The organism is Paenibacillus sp. Soil522 (assembly GCF_001428245.1).
Classification (GTDB): Bacteria; Bacillota; Bacilli; order Paenibacillales; family Paenibacillaceae; genus Pristimantibacillus.
Map to the genome: position 1 here is coordinate 185,521 of NZ_LMRV01000044.1, position 21,015 is coordinate 206,535.

Annotated in this window: 18 protein-coding genes; 16 read left to right on the top strand and 2 right to left on the bottom strand. The window is 46.9% G+C overall.

Translation table 11 applies throughout. The annotated features are described in order from the left end of the window. Nucleotides 1–22 precede the first annotated feature (22 nt). From ASG81_RS14570 to ASG81_RS30905, 11 genes are all read left to right on the top strand, one after another. Nucleotides 23–1,363 (top strand): UDP-glucose dehydrogenase family protein, encoded by a 1,341-nt coding sequence (locus ASG81_RS14570; protein ID WP_056635312.1) that lies wholly within the window; start codon nt 23–25, stop codon nt 1,361–1,363. A 24-nt stretch (nt 1,364–1,387) separates the two neighbouring features. Further along, the gene (locus ASG81_RS14575; RefSeq protein WP_056635315.1) at nt 1,388–2,554 is read left to right on the top strand and encodes a nucleotidyltransferase domain-containing protein; all 1,167 of its coding nucleotides are present in this window, start codon (nt 1,388–1,390) and stop codon (nt 2,552–2,554) included. A gap of 127 nt (nt 2,555–2,681) precedes the next feature. Then, nucleotides 2,682–3,569: an ATP-binding cassette domain-containing protein gene (locus ASG81_RS14580; RefSeq protein ID WP_155971535.1), complete on the top strand. Its 888-nt coding sequence runs from the start codon at nt 2,682–2,684 to the stop codon at nt 3,567–3,569. After that, complete coding sequence (locus tag ASG81_RS14585; protein ID WP_056635322.1) at nt 3,566–3,859, top strand: lasso peptide biosynthesis PqqD family chaperone; 294 nt, start codon at nt 3,566–3,568, stop codon at nt 3,857–3,859. The genes ASG81_RS14580 and ASG81_RS14585 overlap by 4 nt, the downstream gene beginning before the upstream one ends. Nucleotides 3,860–3,927: 68 nt before the next feature. Continuing rightward, on the top strand, nt 3,928–4,350 hold the full coding sequence (locus ASG81_RS14590; protein WP_442952883.1) for a lasso peptide biosynthesis B2 protein: 423 nt from the start codon (nt 3,928–3,930) through the stop codon (nt 4,348–4,350). A 21-nt stretch (nt 4,351–4,371) separates the two neighbouring features. After that, nucleotides 4,372–6,177: an ABC transporter ATP-binding protein gene (locus ASG81_RS14595; RefSeq protein WP_056635328.1), complete on the top strand. Its 1,806-nt coding sequence runs from the start codon at nt 4,372–4,374 to the stop codon at nt 6,175–6,177. A gap of 51 nt (nt 6,178–6,228) precedes the next feature. Further along, a complete protein-coding gene (locus tag ASG81_RS14600) occupies nt 6,229–8,166 on the top strand; it encodes an asparagine synthase-related protein (protein WP_056635331.1) in 1,938 nt (645 codons plus the stop codon). Between the two features lie 27 nt (nt 8,167–8,193). Next, nucleotides 8,194–8,343 carry a paeninodin family lasso peptide gene (locus ASG81_RS30895; RefSeq protein ID WP_155971537.1) on the top strand — a complete coding sequence of 50 codons (150 nt, stop codon included), beginning with the start codon at nt 8,194–8,196 and terminating at the stop codon, nt 8,341–8,343. Nucleotides 8,344–8,510: 167 nt separating this feature from the next. Then, nucleotides 8,511–10,433 (top strand): asparagine synthase-related protein, encoded by a 1,923-nt coding sequence (locus ASG81_RS14605; protein WP_056635334.1) that lies wholly within the window; start codon nt 8,511–8,513, stop codon nt 10,431–10,433. A 35-nt stretch (nt 10,434–10,468) separates the two neighbouring features. Then, nucleotides 10,469–10,606, top strand: a complete 138-nt coding sequence (locus tag ASG81_RS30900) for a paeninodin family lasso peptide (protein WP_155971539.1) — start codon at nt 10,469–10,471, stop codon at nt 10,604–10,606. 192 nt (nt 10,607–10,798) lie between these two features. Then, a complete protein-coding gene (locus ASG81_RS30905) occupies nt 10,799–10,936 on the top strand; it encodes a paeninodin family lasso peptide (protein WP_155971541.1) in 138 nt (45 codons plus the stop codon). A 111-nt stretch (nt 10,937–11,047) separates the two neighbouring features. Here the strand turns inward: ASG81_RS30905 and ASG81_RS14610 are convergent, their stop codons facing one another. Further along, on the bottom strand, nt 11,048–13,399 hold the full coding sequence (locus ASG81_RS14610; RefSeq protein WP_056635337.1) for a golvesin C-terminal-like domain-containing protein: 2,352 nt from the start codon (nt 13,397–13,399) through the stop codon (nt 11,048–11,050). Nucleotides 13,400–13,872: 473 nt separating this feature from the next. Further along, nucleotides 13,873–14,229, bottom strand: a complete 357-nt coding sequence (locus ASG81_RS14615; protein ID WP_056635339.1) for a helix-turn-helix domain-containing protein — start codon at nt 14,227–14,229, stop codon at nt 13,873–13,875. A 449-nt stretch (nt 14,230–14,678) separates the two neighbouring features. Here ASG81_RS14615 and ASG81_RS14620 point away from each other — a divergent pair, with 449 nt between their 5' ends. The 5 genes from ASG81_RS14620 (at nt 14,679) to ASG81_RS14640 (ending at nt 20,998) form a co-directional block, all read left to right on the top strand. Next, nucleotides 14,679–15,683: a LacI family DNA-binding transcriptional regulator gene (locus ASG81_RS14620; protein WP_235548875.1), complete on the top strand. Its 1,005-nt coding sequence runs from the start codon at nt 14,679–14,681 to the stop codon at nt 15,681–15,683. Between the two features lie 121 nt (nt 15,684–15,804). Then, nucleotides 15,805–16,737: an ABC transporter permease gene (locus ASG81_RS14625; RefSeq protein WP_056635707.1), complete on the top strand. Its 933-nt coding sequence runs from the start codon at nt 15,805–15,807 to the stop codon at nt 16,735–16,737. A 13-nt stretch (nt 16,738–16,750) separates the two neighbouring features. Next, a complete protein-coding gene (locus ASG81_RS14630; RefSeq protein ID WP_056635345.1) occupies nt 16,751–17,647 on the top strand; it encodes a carbohydrate ABC transporter permease in 897 nt (298 codons plus the stop codon). 102 nt (nt 17,648–17,749) lie between these two features. Further along, complete coding sequence (locus ASG81_RS14635) at nt 17,750–19,381, top strand: ABC transporter substrate-binding protein (RefSeq protein ID WP_056635349.1); 1,632 nt, start codon at nt 17,750–17,752, stop codon at nt 19,379–19,381. Nucleotides 19,382–19,501: 120 nt separating this feature from the next. Further along, nucleotides 19,502–20,998: a glycoside hydrolase family 32 protein gene (locus ASG81_RS14640; protein ID WP_056635352.1), complete on the top strand. Its 1,497-nt coding sequence runs from the start codon at nt 19,502–19,504 to the stop codon at nt 20,996–20,998. The last annotated feature ends 17 nt before the right edge of the window (nt 20,999–21,015 follow it).

The window sequence follows — 21,015 nt, forward strand, 5'->3', positions numbered from 1 at the left end:
TTCAATATAGGGAGTGATGAGAATGAACATTACGGTCATTGGAACCGGTTATGTCGGGCTTGTATCGGGTGTCTGTTATGCGGAGCTGGGGAATAGAGTTATCTGTGTCGACAAGGATCTTGGGAAGATCGAAATGCTGCAGGCTGGCGAGATTCCCATCTATGAGCCGGGGCTGAAGGAATTGGCGGCTAAGAACCGTTCCGCCGGAAAACTCGATTTCACAACTGATCTGACCGAAGCGGTGCGTCAATCGGATATCATCATTCTGGCTGTCGGAACGCCTCCGATGCCGAGCGGCGAGGCGAATATGGTTTATATCAATCAAGCCGCCCTTGATATCGCCGAAGCGATGAACGGCTATAAAATCATTGCTATAAAAAGCACGGTGCCGGTCGGCACGAACGAACGGATCGGAGATCTGATCCGCACCCGCACATCCGAGCCGTTCGACAGCATTTCGCTGCCGGAGTTTCTGCGCGAAGGTTCTGCCGTCAAGGATACGCTAAATCCGGACCGGATCGTCATCGGCGCTGATACCCAAAGCGCGGCCGATACGATGGCCCAGCTGCATCGGCCGCTGACGGAGCAAATCATCGTGACGGATATCCGCAGCGCAGAAATGATTAAATATGCGTCCAATGCTTTTCTCGCTACGAAGATTTCGTTCATCAACGAGATTGCGAACATTTGCGAGAAGGTAGGCGCAGACGTGACGAAGGTTGCGGAAGGAATGGGCTACGATAAGCGGATTGGACAGTCGTTCCTTAAAGCCGGAATCGGCTATGGAGGCTCCTGTTTTCCGAAGGATACCAGAGCCCTTATCCAAATCGCCGGCAACGTCGATTACGAGTTCAAGCTGCTGCGGTCGGTTGTGGAAGTAAATCAAGATCAACGGTTTAATGTGATCCGCAAGCTGGAGACGATCTTTAACGGTCAGTTGCGAGGTAAGACAATCGCGGTATGGGGATTGGCCTTTAAGCCGAATACCGATGACGTCCGCGATTCACCGGCGATGGAAATCATTCAATATTTGGTAGAGAACGGCGTGAAGGTGAAAGCTTACGATCCAATTGCTATGGAAAACTTCAAAGCCTTATACGGCAAGGAAGGCGTCATATGGTGCAATGAGGCGCTCGAAACGGCACAAGACTCAGATGCGCTTTGTTTACTGACGGAATGGGATGAATTCGCGGAAGTAGATTTGAATCTGCTGCAATCCGTCATGATGCAGCCTATTCTGATCGACGGACGCAATGTATTTAAAGAGGAAGATTTGCTCGGAACCGCATTCGTTTATTATTCCGTCGGCCGTCCGAGCCTGAATCAAGGCGTCAAACAGCAAATTCCTGTTGTGCAATTGTAATTCTAACGATAGCGGGGTTTAATCATGATTAAAGCAGAGAAAATTGATTTAAGCGATATTTCGAATGAATTATCATTTATGCTATTCATTCTGCGCGACGTTCAAGTGTTGGATGAGAAGAGGATACGAGAATACACTTCAAATATGAAGTGGAATTCATTCTTACAATTAACTTTACATCATCGTGTTTATCCGATTGTTTACTTGAAACTAAATCAAATCGATTCATCTCTTATTCCTGCTGACGTTATGGAGAGGCTCCGCTATCATTACAACTCCAATATTCTTAAGATGATGCAGCTAACTAGAGAAATGAATAAAATTTGCGGTGAATTTTCAGACAACGGTATAAGCACCATTTTGTTGAAGGGTCCCATTCTAGCGATTCAACTTTACGGAGATTTGTCGCATAGGACTTCCAAAGATCTGGATATTCTGATCGATGTAGAAGATGTAGAAAGATCAGAGGAGGTCATGACACAGCTTGGATATGAATTAGAGGAGAAACGTTCATTAAATCAAAATTGGAAAGATAAGCATCATCATCTTTCCTACCGGCATAAAGAACATTCTGTGCAGGTTGAAATTCACTGGCGATTAAATCCTTATTCCAAAGGTTCTCATTCATTTGATCAACTGTGGAAACGTAAAAATACAGTTCAATTATTAAATCAGTCATTTCATTGCTTAGGGAATGAAGATCTGCTCTATTATCTTGCTGACCATGGCGCTAGGCATGCCTGGTTCCGATTACGCTGGTTAATGGATATAGATCGTTTAATACCTAAAATAGATAGCGAGAAAATGCATGTTTATTTTAGACAGTTCGGTGGACAAGCGTTCACAGGGCAGGCTTTCATATTAGCTTTCAATCTGCTTGATTCAAATGTTCCTCATTCTTTAAATTATCTGACGGATAATAAGAAGAATCTTCGGCTAGCGAAAACATCTTTGTTTTTTATCAAAAGAATAGTTAAATTAAACCCGGTGCCTGAGAAAAGCGTGGTTTGGCATTATTTACGATACACTCTATCACTAATGACAGGCAGGCAGAGAGTGAGGTATCTGTTGAATTACCTGGAACCTAACAAGCAAGATATGTCGCTGCTGCCGCTATACAAACCGCTTCATTTTCTCTATTTCCCTCTCCGGCCGTTTCTATGGTTTTGGAGACATATAATAAATAATTGATTTTTATAACAAAATGAGACACAAAAAGCATTTTGATTGCGAATAGTATAAACATATACAAAATATATATTATTTGCTAGATGGGGTGTTTACTTTGTTTTATTATCGATTATTCGGATTGAATATAATGAGTAGAATTTTTCTGCCTGAAGGATATGAAATACAGGGAACTAATGAAAAATTTGATGTTGAAATAGAATTAAATATATCGCAACAAGATTGCCAGGATCCATTTACATCGTCCAACTTCCATTTCGACAATGGCCGACTCTATTTTCACATACCTGATACAGCCGTTTACAGCATTACATCCGGCACCCATATCATGGTAACCCCGTATCCGGGAGCGGATGAGGCGAAAGTTAGGCTTTATCTGCTGGGAACCTGTATGGGCGTACTGCTGATGCAGAGAGGGATTCTACCCCTTCACGGGAGTGCTGTTGTCATTGACGGGAAGGTCTACGCGATTGTCGGGGAATCGGGTGCAGGTAAATCGACTCTTGCCGCAGCGTTTGCTCAAGCAGGATACCCATTAATGACAGATGACGTTATAGCCGTCTCCTTATCCGATGATTCGGCAGCAGCTACTGTCAATCCGTCCTATCCGCAGCAGAAGCTGTGGGAGGAAAGCATAGAGCAATTAGGGCTGCTTTCTCAGAACTATTCATCGATTTACCAAAGGGTTAACAAATACGCAGTGCCTATACAGTCCCAATTTTACAGAGAACCTCTCTCTCTCGCCGGGATAATTGAACTAACCAAAACATCTGAACCGGAACCATCTATTAAAGCTTATAACACATTAGAAGGCCTTCACGTCTTAAATGTGCATACTTATCGAAATTCCCTTCTCCATCTGTTGAACCTGCAGCAATGGCACTTTCAATCCATTGCCCGGCTGGCTTCCCAGCTCCCGGTGTACCAGCTCCGCCGCCCGGTTGACGGCTTCTCTGCCTTTAACTTGGTTGATCAAATTGTTAGTTTGACCAATAAAAAGGAGGTTGTTATTTCATGAGCGTTGATATCATTACCGCTAACGAACTTGTTGTACAGTCGGATGGTTACCTGGTAAGCGAAATGAACGGGGAGAAAGTCATGCTGAGCATCGAGAACGGCAAGTACTATAACTTAGGCCAGATCGGGGGCCGGGTGTGGGAGCTGATTGCATCCCCTGTGTCCATACAAGATATGGTGAAGCAATTAGTGACCGAGTATGAGATAGAGCCCGGAACATGCGAACAGCAAGTTCGCCATTTCTTGCAGCAGCTTAAAGCTGAAGGACTCATACAAGTTAGAAAGGAATAATGAACTTGTATAGGAAAGCGACAAGAAAAGTACGAAGATTTATAGCTTACCCCGCTGATTTGAAGTGGATGTTCGTGGAGGCATATTTTTACTTAGCTTGGGGCAGAGTGCTTAAGCTGCTTCCATTCGCAAAAGTAGCGCCTTCTCTTGGCGAACATATGAGGGAGACACCTTATACGAGCACTTTGGAGCAGGATCTCTTACATCGTAAGGTATCCAAGGCCGTTCATGCGATGAGCCGCATCACATGGTGGGAAAGTCAGTGCTTGGTCAAGGCTGTTGCGGCAATGAAGATGCTGAAGCGAAGAGGGGTCGAGAGTACGCTCTATCTGGGCAGCGGCAGGGATGAGGCAGGTAAAATGATTGCTCACGCTTGGCTGCGCAGCGGGTCGTACTATGTAACCGGCAATGAAAGATTGGAGCGGTATGCTGTCGTTGCAGTATTCGGGAATCGCACAGAAGCTGCGGTTCTGTCGCCAATTGAGCGGTAATCCGCATTAGGGGTTTATCTTATGAAGGATTTATCATATTTTTTACGAAAAATGCACCAGGCCTCAGGATTGCGTCTGTACCTTAATATGTTCACTACATTCGTGATCAGCTGTCTGGACGGCATTGGTATCTATCTGATCGTTCCTCTGCTGAGCATTATAGGCGTATTTCAAATGAATATGGATGAAGTGCCGCTTGTCTCCAACCTATTTGCATTCATTGAGTCACGGTCGATCGAGCTGAACCTGCCGGTCGTACTAGCGATATACTTGATCATCGTAGGAGGACAGGCTCTGCTGCAGCGAAGCCAGATGGTATTGAACTCGCGCATTCTGCAGGCCTACGTCCGTTCGCTCCGGACGGAAACGTATCAGGGGCTGCTTGGGGCGAAGTGGGAGTTCTTCCTCCGCAAGCGTAAGTCGGACTTTCATCATGTCATGGTGAACGAGCTTGGACGGGTCAGCTACGGCACTTCCCTCTTCCTGCAAATGGTCACAGGCATTATTTTTACGGTTATTCAAACCGGTCTGGCCTTCTTGCTGTCTCCGCTGCTAACAACAGTCGTGCTTATCAGCGGCGGACTGCTTGCGCTATTCTCGCGCAAGTTTATTAAGAAGGCGGGGCATATTGGCGATAAAGCGTCGGAGCTGTCTCAGAGCTTTTTTGCAGGAATAAGCGATCATTTTAACGGGATTAAGGATATTAAGAGCAACAGGCTTGAAAGCTCCCATATCTCTTGGTTCAGCGGCCTGAGCAAGGAGCTGGAGAGCAACGTTGTCCAATTAGTACGGGTCAATTCTCTGTCCCAGTTCATTTACCGGATCTCTTCCATATCTCTTATTGCCGGATTCGTCTATTTAGCTTTAGAGGTCTTCCATACGCCTGCTGAGCAATTGATTCTGGTAGTTCTCATCTTCTCGCGGCTGTGGCCGAGGTTTATCGGGATTCAGTCGAATGTCGAACAGCTGTCGACCAATCTTCCCGCTTTCAAAGCCATGCGCAAGCTGCAGAAGGAATATGAGCAGGAGAATGAGCTCAGCCTGTCAGGCACTTCGGAGGTAGGAAAGCAATTTCAATTGCAAGACGGAATCGAATGTAGACAAGTCAATTACCGGTACGACCCTAAAGAGCCGGTATTCGCTCTGCGAGATATTAATGTATATATTCCCGCGAATCGCATGACGGCTATCGTGGGGACGTCCGGTGCGGGTAAAAGCACGCTGATTGATATGCTCATGGGGCTTATTCAACCGGAGAGAGGGCAAGTACTGATTGACGGCGTTACGCTGAGAGACGAGAAGCAGCTTCTCTCGCTTAGAAACGCAATCGGCTATGTAGCACAGGATCCCTTTCTCTTCAATGCGAGCATTCGGGATAACCTGAAGCTGGTAGACCCTAATGCCGGGGATACCGAGCTGTGGAGCGCTTTGAAGTTCTCAGCATCCGATGAATTTGTACGCATGCTGCCGCAAGGTCTGGATACGGTCATCGGTGACCGGGGCATTCGGTTGTCCGGGGGAGAACGGCAGCGTATTGTACTCGCGAGAGCTATATTGAAGCGTCCCTCCATTCTTGTGCTGGATGAAGCGACCAGCGCGCTGGACAGCGAGAATGAACGACTGATTCAAGAGGCGCTTGACCGTCTTAAGGGAAGCATGACGATTATTGTCATTGCCCATCGGTTGTCGACCATCCGCAATGCGGATCAGGTCATAGTCATAGAGCAAGGCGAAGTTATTCAGCAAGGCGGCTATAAACAGCTGTCTCAAGAGGCCAAAGGAAAGTTCAGACAGCTGCTTAACTATCAAACAGGCGTTAACAGTTAGTTCGGTTACCCCAACAGCTATTAAATATAACTAGAAATGATTGGAGTAATAATGAGTGCGATAACCGGTGTTTTTAATTGTAATGAAGAACCTGTATCTGTCGAAACGATCGAAAATATGATGCAAGCCTTGCAAAAATACCCTGCCCATGATGTGCGGGTTTGGCATGACCGTTTCGTATTTTTAGGTTGTCACGCGCAATGGATCACACCCGAATCGACTAAAGAACGGCTGCCCTATTACGACGAACAACATAAGCTGGCCATTACCGCAGACGCGATCATTGACAACAGGGAGGAATTATTTAACCGGTTGCAGGTTGAGTATTTCCGGCGGAAAGAGATGACGGACAGCGAGCTTATTTTGGCGGCATACCTGAAATGGGGGAAGGAAGCCCCGCGATACCTGATAGGAGACTTTGCTTTCATCATATGGGATGAGCAAAAACGCCTTCTTTTCGGAGCGCGTGATTTGTCGGGAAATCGAACGCTGTATTATTATCATCATTTACGACAGTTTGCTTTTTGCACGGTGATGAATCCGCTGCTTACTATGACCGGTGTCAAGAAGGAACTGAATGAGTCATGGTTGGCCGAGTTTCTCATGATCCCTATCATTTTGGATACGATCGATGTTCACTCCACGGTTTATCATAATATCGATCAAATTCCTCCCGGCCATTCGATTACGGTGGCGGACGGAAACATTGCATTGGAGCAATACGGGACATTCATTACGCCTGGCGGGACTCTTAAACTAAAAACAAACGGTGAATACGAAGAAGCATTTCGTGAAGTCTTTCAGGAAGCCGTTACATCGAAGCTCCGGACATACCGGAAAGTTGGTGCAAGCTTAAGCGGAGGGTTAGATTCCGGAGCTGTCGTAAGCTTTGCCGCAAACCCGTTGCGGCAGGAAGGGAAGACATTACAAACTTACAGTTATGTCCCTCCCTCTGATTTTGTGGATTGGACACCGAAAAGCTTGATTGCCGATGAGAGTCCTTATATCCAAGCCACGGTCCAACATGTAGGAAATATCGCGCACAACAATTTGGACTTCTCGGGTCGAAACTCATTTGAGGAAATTAATGACCTGCTCGAGTTGATGGAGGCGCCTTATAAGTTTTTTGAAAATTCATTCTGGATCAAAGGGATTCTCGAGCAAGCGGACAAGCACGGAGTCGGAGTATTACTGAATGGAGGGAGCGGGAATTACACGATCTCGTGGGGTCCGGCGATGGATTACTACGCTCAGCTTTTAAGAAAGCTACGCTGGATACGTTTTAACCATGAACTGAAGCTCTATGGCAGAAACATGAGAATCGGGAGATCCCGATTGCTGCCCATAATCAGCAAACTGGCATTTCCATTTCTGGATCCGTCTTTTTTTACGAAGCCTCGGTCGGATATCCCGCTTTTAATCCATCCGGATTTAGCGGAACGAACCAAAGTCTTCGATAAACTTAAAAATCATAATGTCGGATTGACCGAATTTTCAATGAACGAATTTGCAGCAAGAATCGATCAATTCGAAAATTTATCGATCTTAAACCATCAGGGAACGTCATCAACGAAATTATCGTTACGGTATGCCGTCAGGGAAAGGGATCCGACCTGTGATCCGAGGGTGGTTCGATTTTGCTTATCCGTGCCTGTAGAACAATATGTCCAAAACGGTATGGACCGTTCTTTAATTCGAAGGTCGACCGAAAATTATTTGCCCGATAAAGTCCGTTGCAATCTTCGTGTTCGGGGTGTGCAGGGGGCGGACTGGATCCATCGCATGATTCCATCGTGGAGTGCTTTTATGGAAGAACTTCATCAGCTTTGTCGTGATACCGGGGCTTCGTATTTTTTAAATGTGAAACAAATTAAAGAATCGCTTTCGAAAATTGGAAACTCACCCAAACCTGAATACGCCTTTGATCCGAATGTAAGATTATTAATGCAGAGCTTAATTGTTTACCGGTTTATACGGCAATTTTCATAACGCTACGCATGAAAGGAGGTGAGATAAATGAAAAAGGAAATGATGAAAGAATGGCAGCAACCGATGTTGCAAGTCCTTGATGTCAGCGAGACCATGGGTGGAAAAAATGGAGTGTATCCTGACAGAAATGGTAAAGGTAACAATAATGGTCAGCCTCATGAGGACATGGACTCTTAGGATGACTTACTACTAGTCCCATTATTTTCATGGCCCTTATCATATTAACGGATAAGGGCCCCTCTTAAAGATAAAGAAAGTTTTAAATTCACGGAGGCTTACTTTATCTTTAAGAGGGTAAGGAAGAAATGGGTGTTATGAATCATAAGTCGAGGGGGTGTGATTGCATGAGCGTTATTGCCGGTGTTATACAATTCGATAGGCCTCTGCATCCATCCGATGGTACTGCAGATTTCATGGAAGCTGTGCAGCATTTTCCCGGAAATGCCTTTGAGACATGGAAGGATACATCGGCTCTTCTCGGCTGCCGGTCTCAATGGATAACACCGGAATCGGTTGATGAACGGCTTCCTTATCGGGATGAGCAATCCGGACTGGTTATAACCGCTGATGCAATCATCGACAATCGCGGGCAATTGTTCGAGCAGCTCGAGATTGGACGAGACAGAAGAAGCCGGATTACTGACAGTGAGCTCATTCTGCTGGCTTATCTCAAATGGGGGCCGGAGACGCCGCGTTATCTAATAGGAGACTTTGCCTTCGTTATATGGGATGCAAGCAGAAAGCTGCTGTATGGGGCGAGAGATCTGCTTGCAAGCAGAACATTGTATTATCACCTCAGTTCGAATCAATTCTCGTTCTGCAGTGTGATCCATCCGCTATTCTCCCTAGCGGGAATAGATAAGAGACTATGCGAAGAGAGATTTTCCGAATTTTTGGCGATACCGACTCTCTTAGATGCCGTCGATGTCCATACGACCTATTATGCAGATATTTTGCAGCTGCCTCCGGCACACGCTTTTACATTGCAAGAGGGTAAGCTTACGGTTACAAAATATGGTTCGTTAATGCCGGAAGAGAGGCTAACCTTAAGCTCTGATGACGAATATGTGGAGGCCTTCCAGGAAATTTACCAAGAATCGATTCGTTCCAGACTGCGTACCTTCAAGCAGGTGGGAGTCACCTTAAGCGGGGGACTCGATTCCGGCTCGGTTTCAGGGCTCGCAGCGAGGATGCTCTCCAAGGAAGGCAAGAGCTTACAAGCCTACAGCTATGTTCCCGAGCGGGATTTCATCGATTGGACGCCCAGAAGCATGTTTGCGGATGAAAGTCCATACATTCAGTCCATCGTCGATTATGTAGGAAATATTAAGGCTAATTTTCTAGATTTTCCGGGGATAAGTCCTTTTACTGAGATTGATGGATGGATAGACAGTTTAGAAGGGCCTTACAAAAATTTCGAAAATGCATTTTGGGTTAAAGGCATTCATGAAGAAGCGGCGCTTCAAGGAGTAGGTGTTCTGCTCACGGGCGCCAGAGGGAATTACTCCATATCCTGGGGTTCTGCTGTCGGTTATTACAGCTTGCTGCTGAAGAAGCTCCAATGGCTCCAATTATACCGTGAGATTACAATGTATGGCAGACAACTCGGTACCGGTCGTAAACGAATCGTTCGCGCCATAGGGCAGCAGGTTTTTCCGGAAAGAGCAGCCCCGTTTCAACCGGGAGTACCTTCCATCATTCAACCTGATTTTGCAAGGAGCTCCGGGGTATTCGAGAAGCTATCGCAGTATGATGTAGGTTTGCGGGAGTCTACCTATCAAATGCTGAGGGAACGCGAGGATTATTTCAGCAATCAGGCGGTTTTAAACATGCAGGGCACCATTTCGGCGAAGTCATCCTATCGACTGGGAATATGGGAACGGGATGCAACCAGCGATGTACGCCTTATTAAATTTTGTTTGTCGATCCCCGTGGAGCAATATGTTAAGAATGGCTTCGGGCGTTCTCTTATCCGTAGAGCAACCAATAATATTCTGCCGGACAAAGTTCGATTGAATCAGCGAACACGAGGCGTTCAAGGCATGGATTGGGTGCATCGGATTATTCCCCGGTGGCAGTCTATAGAAGAAGAGCTTCGTACGCTGTGCAGGGATGAACAGACTTCCCGCTACCTGAATTTGATGCAGGTGAAGGAATCGATGAGCAAGGTTGGTTCTGCCATTAAGCCGGAGCAGGCTGATGACCCTCACTTAAAGTTACTTATGCGCAGCTTGATTGCCTATCGTTTTCTTAAACGGCTACAATAGAAATACGAACTGCACTTGAAGGGAGGTGAAGTATAATGGAGAAAAAACAATGGACAGCACTTTCCTTGGAAGTGATGAATGTATCAGAGACTATGGCGGGTTTCGGTGTAGCGAAAATGGACTTTACTTATGTTGACGGCAAGCTCGTAGACATGGACGTTTATGATTCCTAGGATTCATCTTACTTAACTGATGTACCAGAAAGCACCGTAGAGGATCACAGCATAAGTTGTGCCTTTACGGTGTTTTTTGTGTTCTGCTTGCCCAGAGGCACACATCCTTTCTATGCGCAGCTTGATTGCCTATCGTTTTCTCAAACGGCTTCAATCGTAATACGAACTGCAATTGAAAGGAGGTGAAGTGTAATGGAGAAAAAACAATGGACAGCCCTATCCCTGGAAGTGATGCATGTATCTGAGACTATGGCAGGTTGGGGTATTTCGAAAATGGACTTTACTTATGTTGACGGCAAGCTCGTAGACTTGGACGTGTATGATTCTTAGGATTCATACTTCGTGAAACAATGCGAAAATCGGCTCTTGATCGCATCCATTGCGAAAGAGCCGATTTTCATTCTTCTCTGGATTGCTTGAAACAGCTAATTGGATGCGCTTTCAGTTCGACGATACAAGGATGTTATCGAAAACAGTCGTCTGATCGTACGTCCGCAAACCGATGTACCCGCTTGTCAAGCTGGAGTCGCTAACGCTGATTTTTTTCACGCCGTTCACGTAACCTTTGAGTGAGCTTCCGTTCATCTCAAGCTTAAGCAAATACCAAGTGCCTGGAGCGGCTGTCATATCCGCTTCCCCGAGTTTGGTCCAATTACTGCTTATTTTTTTGTAGAGTTGGACTTTATTCAGATTAAAATTGATGCGCAGGGTGTACATGTTTGAGAAATCGGAATTTGCCCGGGCAACTAAGCCGGCAGAAGCGTTAACCATTTTATTGTCATACGCTTTAACGGCTATGGTTATGGTGGCGTTGGAGTAGGTCGATCCGGTAACCGTTTCGGCAATGCCCGTGCCCGATTGTTTCAACACTTTACTGGAGACGTCAATGGTGTCGCCACTCACGTCGCTCGTTAAGGACCAGCTGCCGCTCAAAGAGGTCCAGTTGCTTGAACTGTTATTTTGAAAGCCGTCACCAAAATATTGCGGTTCGAGCATGACCGCATCGGCTCTGTAGTTGAAACCGCTTCCGACGGCCAACTTCACATATTCTTCCGGTCCACCGGTGAAAAACACCGTATCAATCAAACGCCACCGGCCATCCGCAATGGTCGTCTGGTCGATGGATACAGTGTTCGTCACCCCATTGTGATAGATTGTATATTGGGCATTCACCGCCGAACCACGATGGTACGGATATCGGACATACACATTGTAGTATCCCGGCGTCGAAATGTTCGGCTTCCACGTTGCCGTACTTCCGAAGGTACTGCTGTAACGGGAGCTGCCGCCATAACTGCCGCTCAGCGTACTAGTCCCCCACGTACCCGTTTCGGCATAGCCGCTGCTTTCATTATCAACGATGGTCCCGCTTTTCGCCTTAATTGGGCCGATTATGTTGGAATACGGGGAATACAAACCGTCTACATTTTTTGCTTTCACCCTGTAGTAATAGCTTGTTCCGTCATTAACAGACGCATCGTTGAAAATCGGTACGGTAAACGAATGATGGCGTGGTGTAGTAATATCGTCCGTTACGTCACTGCCGACTGTTGTCCATGGACCGGAAGAACTGGTCGAACGTTCGACATCATAAGTGCTCGCTCCCGAGACACCCATCCAGGAGAGGGTATGCACGGAATCGACAGGGAACATAACAGGCGCATCCGGTATCGGCCAAGGTGGAACGGTTGAACCTTTTATTGAGTACGCATAGTTACGCAGTAAAGTGATGATGGTCGATTCATTCGCCCAATCGCCGGTTGGGAGACCGGGATAGCGCAAATAGGACCAATCATTTGTATTTTTTTGGGGAAGAGGCCAATGCCATCCGCCCATCTTATGATGGTACATGCTGCCCCAGTAAAATACGCCCGTCGTTCCATTGTTCTGAACGATGTCGAGCAGTTGTTCGGTTTTCGTGGGGGTGTAGTCACCGAATTCACCAATAATCAATGCTTTTTTTCCTTTGGTTTGATTTCTCCACTCATTGAGCTTTGTAACCATATCGACATTGTGGTATTCGTAAATGTGCGGATCAATGATATCGATATGGTTGTCATTCAGCGCATTGGTCTTTATTCCCTGTGCCCGAACATATCCTCCATCGGTTAAAAGGTGGTTGGAATCAATGCTCTTTACGTAAGCAGCCATCTCGCTTACCCAGCTATCTGTGGAGTAAAGTTCATTTCCCAACTGCCATGCGAGAATGGCTTTATCGTTTTTGTACTGTACACCCGTATACGTATTGGTCCGATGGGTCACATAATGAATGAAATTTTTGAAGTCCTGCTTCACGGTCGGATCACTCCAAAACTCACTCGCCGCTTTCCCTCGGAAAGCCGCCCAATCGGCAACCCCTCCGATATAGTTGTGAGTGTCCACGAAGGGCACAATAAGCCGAACGTTGTACTGGTTTGCCAATTGAAGAATCTTGTCCATTATCTTAAATGAGCTTTCATTATAATTGTCGGGCCCCATCACATGCCGGAAAGTTTCTACGGGATCGCTGTTCATTTTCACCTCAAACGGATACAAGCGGAGTACGTTAATCCCTGAGTTGCCGGCCGCGCGAATCGCATCCTCGATCTCAGTCGGATCAGTCCATGCTCTATTCAATAAAGGTGCGTTGGCTCCGATAAAACGAAACGTGGACGTTCCCTCCATCAATGTATCTCCGCTGCGCGTGATAAAGTCTGTGAATCCCGCTTGAGCCCGAACCGGCCACAAGTTAAAGAAGCAATTGAACGTAAGCAGCATAACGGTCAAGGTGACGTATTTCAGCCATTTGTTCATGCCATTTTTCCTCCTTATTATTTGTAGATGTCAATCAATATGAACGCATCTCCAGAACTGGCTATAATAAAGGGTGCATCCCCCCTTAGTTGATTTTATGAAAGCGGATACAAAACCAGACCTATTTAGTAATATAGAAACATCCTGCTGACTCATGTATTCACATAGCGGGCTGTCGGATGTTCTAATCCAAATAGCAAGCGTTTTCAAAACTTGATAGCGAATCAGGAATAGGTACTTTTGCGGATAATGGAGGAGAGAGGCTGCTGAATCGCAATCTTGGGATATTCACATAGCGGGCTTGGCCGAGATGTTCTAATCCGATTGGCAAGCGCTTTCAAAACTTGACTGCGAATCAGGAATGGATGCTGTTTCGGATAATGGAGGAGAGAGTCTGCTGAATCGCAATCTTGGGGTACAGCGGTGGGTACAGCCGACATAGCCGCACCCACGGCGAAAAGGTTCAGAGTGGTTTATTCTTCTTTGGGTAAAGTTCGGTCGCGGAGTACGCGTTCGAGCAAGTTGCGTATCAGATTCAGATCGTCCCTTTCCAAAGGAACCCCGTCCCAATGAAGTTGCTCGTAATTCAAATATTCTTTCGCATTATGGTTTAGTTCTGTTGGCGGATCCGAATACTCGGTGAGCCCTAGAAGATAATCGGCGGATGTGCGCAGCTTGCGTGAGATCGTCTGAATGGATTCGATCGTCGGCTGCCGGTAGCCGGATTCATAGCCCGCATATGTGCTTTTTGCAACTCCTAAGTAATCGGCCACTTCCTGCATGGTCAATTTCCTCGTTTTACGCAGCTGCTTCAGGCGCTTCGCGAACATGATTATCCTCCCCTCTCCGATAGCTTCATATACCATTCTACTTGTTAGGCAAATGCCCACATCATTATAGCATGTTTACCAATTGTATGTACAAGTAGATTGTTAGCCCGTTTCGATAGGTTCTGTACCACTGCCGTTATGGAGCGGTATCTAACAAAACCGGGAAAACCTCTTGCGTGACCTCATGAACAAGCCTGGGCGCATGGTAACGGCTTGTAAGATGCCCGCTAATGCTTGCCCTCTGTTTAAGGCCCTAGTCATTTACTGTTACTTGAAAGAGTTCTCCCATCTTTTACATTATACTCCAATAGCAGTGAAAGGGATAGAATGGGGAATAATTAATGTCATGTAAAACAACAAAAAAATCGCTTGACGAGCCTAATGTAAGCGTTTATAATTCAAAGTAATCGATTACGTAAACGATTACATGCAGAAGGGAGCTTGAGCCAATGAGCATCAAGGAAGTGGCCAAAAGAGCTAACGTATCGACCGCCACCGTATCCCATGTGATCAACGGAACCCGATACGTATCCAATGAGACCAAGACGAGAGTGCTTGAGGTTATGAAAGAGCTGAAGTATCATCCGAACAGCGTCGCAAGAAGTTTGCGCAGCAAGCAATCTAAGATTATCGGCCTTATGGTGCCGATTCTGCCGAATGATACGTCGAGCTTTTTCTTTATGTCAGTTGCCCAAGGGATTGAGAGCGTTCTTATGGAGAAAGGATACAGCTTGTTTCTCAGCAACTCCAAGGATGATATTATAACCGAGCAGGAGCAGGTTAAAGTATTCAATTCTCAATTGATCGACGGTTTGATCATGGCGCCTACCTACGAGGATCATACTTATCTCGATTCACTTATGACGGATGCTTATCCGGTTGTCTTTATTGACAGGAAACCAAAGGATGCACAAGGTGACTGTGTGCTGACGGAAGGAGCTGACGGCGCTTATGAAGCGGTCGCTCATTTGATCAGCAGAGGGCATACCCGAATCGGATTCGTTACGGGCTCGCTGGGATTAACGACAAGCGACGAACGTTTGGCCGGTTACAAAAAAGCGCTTATGCATAACGGTATACCGGTGGACGAGCAGCTGATTCAAGTCGCAGACAGCAGTTATTCCAGCTTTGACAGCGGATACCGGTTAACGGAGACTTTAATCTCCAAACACCGGATTTCCGCGCTATTCGTAGCAAACAATGTCATGACGATGGGCTCGCTTCATTATTTGCAAGAAAATGATATTCAGGTGCCAAACGATATTGCCATCATTGGATTTGATGATTACGAATGGGCCAAAATAACAAAGCCTGCGCTGTCAATGGTGAAGCAGCCGTCATTTGAACTAGGTGAGACAGCCGCCAGAATTTTGCTTGAGCGCATTGAGCAGCCTGATGACGAATACAAGGAAGTACGGCTGCCAACGGAATTGATCATAAGAGGTTCTTCTTGAGAATAGACCTCCTTTTAAGAAAAATGAACGACATTTAAGCTATCGTTTACGTAAACGATTACGTGAACGTATGAAAGGTGGAAACAAGATGAAAACGGCAAGCCCGGATGTTGTGCGTCCGATGAAGGGAAGAGCGGCGGAAAGGTCGGCAAATCATACTTGGGTGAAGATCAAGCAAAATTACGAGCTGTATCTGTTCATTCTGCCGGTCGTGCTCGTGTATGCCATTTTCAAATATTACCCGATGTATGGCGTCCAGATCGCGTTTAAAAACTTTAGAGCGAGCAAAGGGATTTGGGGGAGCGAGTGGGTCGGCTTTGAACATTTCATGCGATTTTTCGATGCATACAATTTTTGGCCGATTATGGAAAATACGATTTTGCTCAGCGTGTATTCGTTGATCTTCGGTTTTCCGATTCCGATTCTGGTCGCTCTGATGCTTAATCAGATGCTCGCTAAACGGTATAAGAATTTTGTTCAAACGGTCATTTACGCTCCGCATTTTATTTCTACAGTCGTGCTGGTTGGGATGCTGAATGTATTTCTGTCTCCGAACAGCGGGATCGTCAACCATATGATTTCGTTTTTCGGTGGGGATCCGGTTTTGTTCATGGCGGATGAGGGCTGGTTCCGACCGTTGTATGTCTTATCGGGCATTTGGCAGGAAACGGGCTTTGCGACCATTATTTACTTGGCTGCTTTGGCCGGCGTCAATCCTGAGCTCCATGAGGCAGCCGTTATGGACGGCGCAAGCAAATGGAAGCGGGTTAAGCATGTAGATATTCCGAGCATTATGCCGACGATCATCATCCTGATGGTGCTTGCGGTAGGCAATATTATGAGCGTGGGCTTCGAGAAAGCGTTCCTTATGCAAAGCGATCTCAATTATGGTGCATCTAACATTATTCCAACCTATGTGTACGAGCTGGGAATTCAGAAGGCGCAATACAGCTTATCTGCCGCAATTGGATTGTTTAATGCGATCATTAACGTGGTGCTGCTCGTAACGGTTAACCGTGTCGCGAAAAAACTGACGGAAACAAGCTTGTGGTAGGGGGCGGGAAGAGATGAATGCGCTGTTAAAAAGAAAAACAAAAGGCGATTTGCTGTTTGATGTCATCAATTATACGACTCTGACGATTGGTATGGTGCTCATTTTATACCCGTTATATTTTGTCTTAATCGCATCCTTCAGTGATCCGAACCGGATTTTTTCGGGAGAGATTTGGTTATTCCCGAAAGGACTTACTTTAGACGGCTATGAACGGATATTTAAAGATGCGATGATCTGGATTGGCTACGGCAACTCCCTTCTGTACGCGATTGCGGGAACGGCCATCAGCGTCACGTTAACTTTGTTGGCTGCCTATCCGCTTGCGCGCAAAGATTTTGTCGGCAGAGGTTTGTTTATGTGGTTCTTCATGTTCACGATGTTTTTCAGCGGAGGGTTAATTCCAACCTATCTGCTGATCAAAGACTTGAACATGCTTAATACGATATGGGCGCTGGTTTTGCCGGGTGCTGCGGGGGTGTTCAATATTATTATCGTCCGCACATTCTTCCAGAGCACGATTCCCGATGAAATGCGCGAGGCGGCCTTTATCGACGGCTGCAGCAACACGAGGTTCTTTGTCAGCATGGTGCTACCGCTCTCCAAGCCAATTATTGCGGTCATGGTGCTGTATCACGTAGTCGGGTTTTGGAACGGTTTTTTTGACGCCATGATTTATTTGAACGAGGAGTCGAAATTTCCGCTGCAGCTGGTGCTGCGAAACATCCTTGTCCAGAATCAGGTTAATTCCAGCATGATGATCGACGTAGAGTCCTATGCCGCAAAGCTGCGGGTAACGGAGCTGATCAAATACGGCGTCATTATTATTGCCAGCCTTCCGCTGCTCGTATTGTATCCGTTTCTGCAGCGTTACTTCGTCAAAGGGGTTATGATTGGCTCGATTAAAGGTTAATCGAGATTGTTCCTTGGTTATCGCCGGGCTCTGTAACACCGCGGATCAGACCCGGATGATGATAGATAAATAAATATATTTCATTAAGGGAGGATCTTTACAATGAAAAAGGCAGGGTCTGTTACCGTAAGTCTACTACTTGCCGCAAGCTTAATGCTCTCGGCTTGCGCGAACAACAAAGTGAATCAAGAAACGAATAACAGCAAAGAAACCGGCAATAAGCCGCAGGAAGAAAGCTTTAATAAAGAAGGTCTTCCGATTGTGAAAGACAAAATTAATCTTACGATGGTATCTCCGAAGGCCCAGTTGGCGCCCGAGTATAACGAGATGGAAATTTTCAAACGTCTGGAGACAGATACAAACGTTCATATTGAATGGAATAATATCCCGGATACCGATTATTTGGAGAAGAAAAACTTGCTTCTGGCCAGCGGCGATCTGCCTGACGCCTTCTACAACTCGCAATTTACCGATTATGAATTGATCACATACGGCGAGGATGGAACGATTATTCCGCTTGAGGATTTAATTGACCAATATGCGCCCAACCTGAAGAAGCTGTTAGAAGAAAGACCGGATATTAAAGCGGCCATTACCGCTCCGAACGGTCATATCTACGGTCTTCCGACTTGGGAAGAGAATGAGCTGGGCACGAATCCGTTCTTCCACGTGATCAATAAGGGATGGCTGGATAAGCTTGGCCTCAAATTCCCGGAAACGCTTGATGAATACACGGATGCGCTGGTTGCCTTCAAGACAAAGGATCCGAACGGCAACGGCAAGGCAGATGAAATTCCGCTGAGCTTTATGCATATGCAGTGGTGCATGGATATTGCCGGCCTGTTCGGAGCATTCGGCTTGCCTGACAACCTGGAGCACCGTATCGTAAGGGACGGCAAGGTCATTTTCACGGTTACTCAACCGGAATATAAAGAGGCATTGAAATATTTTAACGAAAAATGGTATAAGCAGGGCCTGATCGATCCGGAATCGTTCACGCAGGATGCACCGCAATATTTGGCTAAAGGCAAGACAGCCGATGAGACGCTTGGCTCTTATGTCTGGTGGGAAGTCGAAGAGGTTGTAGGAACCGATCGCGCCAAAGATTATGCCCTCGTTCCTCCGCTTACCGGCCCGACCGGGAAGAAAACGATCGGCAGAGGCAATGGCGGCGGCCCGGGAAGAAACGCTTTTGTCATTACGAGCGAAAACGAGAATCCTGAAGTGACGATGCGCTGGATCGATCAGCAGTATGAGCCTTATATGGCCGCTCAAATCCATTGGGGTCCGATCGGCGTGATCTATGAAAAGGATGCAAACGGCAAGCTTGTGAACCTGCCGCTTGCGGATGGCGTATCGATGGGCGAATTCCGTCAGAAGGTTGCTCCAAACGCTGCCGGCGTTATTACGAAGGAGCATTTCAAAACAATCGTAGATATGGAGCCTCGCGCGCAGCAGCGTAAGAAGGATTTGGAGAACGTTTACGATCCGTTTATGGAGAAAGAAAACTATCCGACGATCTTCTTCCTGCCGGAGGAGCTGGATACGATCAATCAGATCGAGCCGGAATTGCTCAAATACGTGAATACGCAAAGAGCTAAATTCATCGTCGACGGCGTGAATGACGCGGATTGGAACAGCTTTGTGAAAACCGTGGAGGACATGGGGCTAAGCAAGCTGATGGCCTTGTATCAAACTGCGCTTGACCGTTATAAGGAAGCGCAAAACGGATAAAGGGCTGCTGCCATCCTCTCGGTGGCAATAGCCATTCTAGCAACGGCATGACGGAACCTTCTGCGGAATGTTCCGTCTGCTCGTATAGATAAACATGATTGATATAGAGGAGAGAGACCTATGAAACCTAATTATGATCATCCCCTACGCCCGCAGTATCATTTTACGCCTGAAGCCAATTGGCTGAATGATCCGAATGGAATGGTATATTACGAAGGCGAGTATCATTTGTTCTATCAGCATCATCCGGAGAGCACGGTATGGGGGCCGATGCATTGGGGCCATGCCGTAAGCAAGGATCTTGTAAATTGGGAGCATTTGCCGATCGCGTTATATCCGGATCACAACGGCACGATATTTTCGGGAAGCGCGGTTGTGGATTGGGAGGATACAAGCGGCTTTTTTGATGGAAAATCAGGACTCGTCGCGATCTACACGCAAACAGAAACGATACCGGATTCCCAGCTTTCCAAGCAGAGGCAGAGCATTGCCTACAGCAAGGATAATGGCCGGACATGGACGGCCTACGCTGGCAACCCTGTTTTAACGGATGAGAGATTTGTTGATTTCCGGGATCCGAAGGTGTTTTGGCACGCTGATACTGAACGCTGGATTATGGTGCTTGCTGCGGGAGACCGGCTCTGCCTTTATTACTCGACAAATTTGAAGGAATGGACGTTTGCCAGCGAATTTGGCGCGAAGGAAGGATCGCATGACGGGGTATGGGAATGCCCGGACTTATTTCAATTACCTGTCGAGGGTCAGGAGGGCAAAGAGAAATGGGTGTTGATCGTCAGCATTGGCGATAATGAGAAGCTGCCTGAAGGGTCGCGAACCCAGTATTTTATCGGAGATTTTGACGGCATAACCTTTACGAACGACGATGAACCGGAAAGCGTGCTGTGGATGGATCACGGCCGCGACAATTACGCAGGCGTAACCTGGTCGGATGTGCAGAGCGGAGATAGGCTGCTTATCGGGTGGATGAACAATTGGAAGTACGCGAATATAATCCCTGCAGGCGAATGGCGCGGCGCCATGACCCTTCCGCGAAGGCTGTCGCTCCGGCAGCAGGAGGAAGGCGTTCGTCTCATTCAGGAAGTGCCGGAGGCACTTATGGAAATGCGGGCGGACCGCTATGAATGGCGGGACGAGCAAATAAGCCCGGGAAGCAATCTGCTTCAAGGCCTTAAGGGCGAGCTGTTTGAAATCGCAGCAGAGTTCGAGACGGATTCCGCGGTTGAATTCGGTTTTAAGCTTAGAATGGGCAATGAAAATGAGACGATTGTCGGCTACGATACGGCAGCGGGCCAATTGTTTATCGATAGAACACGTTCCGGATTACTGGATTTTCATCCGCAGTTCGGCTGCAGGCATGGCGCACCGCTGCATGCCGGGAACGGGCGCGTAAAGCTGCAAATTTGGGTGGACCGCTCGTCCATCGAGTTGTTCGCCAATGATGGCGAAGCCGCGTTAACCGATCTTATTTTCCCGTTAACGGGAAGCGACGGCATCGAGCTGTATGCGAAGGGCGGCAATGTATGGCTGCGTTCTTTGCAGCTGTTTCCTTTGAAATCCGTATATGCAGCGAGCGTATCGGAAGCGGTTAATCAATAGCGAGATGAGAGAGGCGG

Bases quoted from the DNA above. Each gene is read 5' to 3' on its own strand.
- ASG81_RS14570 (WP_056635312.1), top strand. From the start codon at position 23: ATGAACATTACGGTCATTGGAACCGGTTATGTCGGGCTTGTATCGGGT.
- ASG81_RS14575 (WP_056635315.1), top strand. From the start codon at position 1,388: ATGATTAAAGCAGAGAAAATTGATTTAAGCGATATTTCGAATGAATTA.
- ASG81_RS14580 (WP_155971535.1), top strand. From the start codon at position 2,682: ATGAGTAGAATTTTTCTGCCTGAAGGATATGAAATACAGGGAACTAAT.
- ASG81_RS14585 (WP_056635322.1), top strand. From the start codon at position 3,566: ATGAGCGTTGATATCATTACCGCTAACGAACTTGTTGTACAGTCGGAT.
- ASG81_RS14590 (WP_442952883.1), top strand. From the start codon at position 3,928: ATGTTCGTGGAGGCATATTTTTACTTAGCTTGGGGCAGAGTGCTTAAG.
- ASG81_RS14595 (WP_056635328.1), top strand. From the start codon at position 4,372: ATGAAGGATTTATCATATTTTTTACGAAAAATGCACCAGGCCTCAGGA.
- ASG81_RS14600 (WP_056635331.1), top strand. From the start codon at position 6,229: ATGAGTGCGATAACCGGTGTTTTTAATTGTAATGAAGAACCTGTATCT.
- ASG81_RS30895 (WP_155971537.1), top strand. From the start codon at position 8,194: ATGAAAAAGGAAATGATGAAAGAATGGCAGCAACCGATGTTGCAAGTC.
- ASG81_RS14605 (WP_056635334.1), top strand. From the start codon at position 8,511: ATGAGCGTTATTGCCGGTGTTATACAATTCGATAGGCCTCTGCATCCA.
- ASG81_RS30900 (WP_155971539.1), top strand. From the start codon at position 10,469: ATGGAGAAAAAACAATGGACAGCACTTTCCTTGGAAGTGATGAATGTA.
- ASG81_RS30905 (WP_155971541.1), top strand. From the start codon at position 10,799: ATGGAGAAAAAACAATGGACAGCCCTATCCCTGGAAGTGATGCATGTA.
- ASG81_RS14610 (WP_056635337.1), bottom strand. From the start codon at position 13,399: ATGAACAAATGGCTGAAATACGTCACCTTGACCGTTATGCTGCTTACG.
- ASG81_RS14615 (WP_056635339.1), bottom strand. From the start codon at position 14,229: ATGTTCGCGAAGCGCCTGAAGCAGCTGCGTAAAACGAGGAAATTGACC.
- ASG81_RS14620 (WP_235548875.1), top strand. From the start codon at position 14,679: ATGAGCATCAAGGAAGTGGCCAAAAGAGCTAACGTATCGACCGCCACC.
- ASG81_RS14625 (WP_056635707.1), top strand. From the start codon at position 15,805: ATGAAGGGAAGAGCGGCGGAAAGGTCGGCAAATCATACTTGGGTGAAG.
- ASG81_RS14630 (WP_056635345.1), top strand. From the start codon at position 16,751: ATGAATGCGCTGTTAAAAAGAAAAACAAAAGGCGATTTGCTGTTTGAT.
- ASG81_RS14635 (WP_056635349.1), top strand. From the start codon at position 17,750: ATGAAAAAGGCAGGGTCTGTTACCGTAAGTCTACTACTTGCCGCAAGC.
- ASG81_RS14640 (WP_056635352.1), top strand. From the start codon at position 19,502: ATGAAACCTAATTATGATCATCCCCTACGCCCGCAGTATCATTTTACG.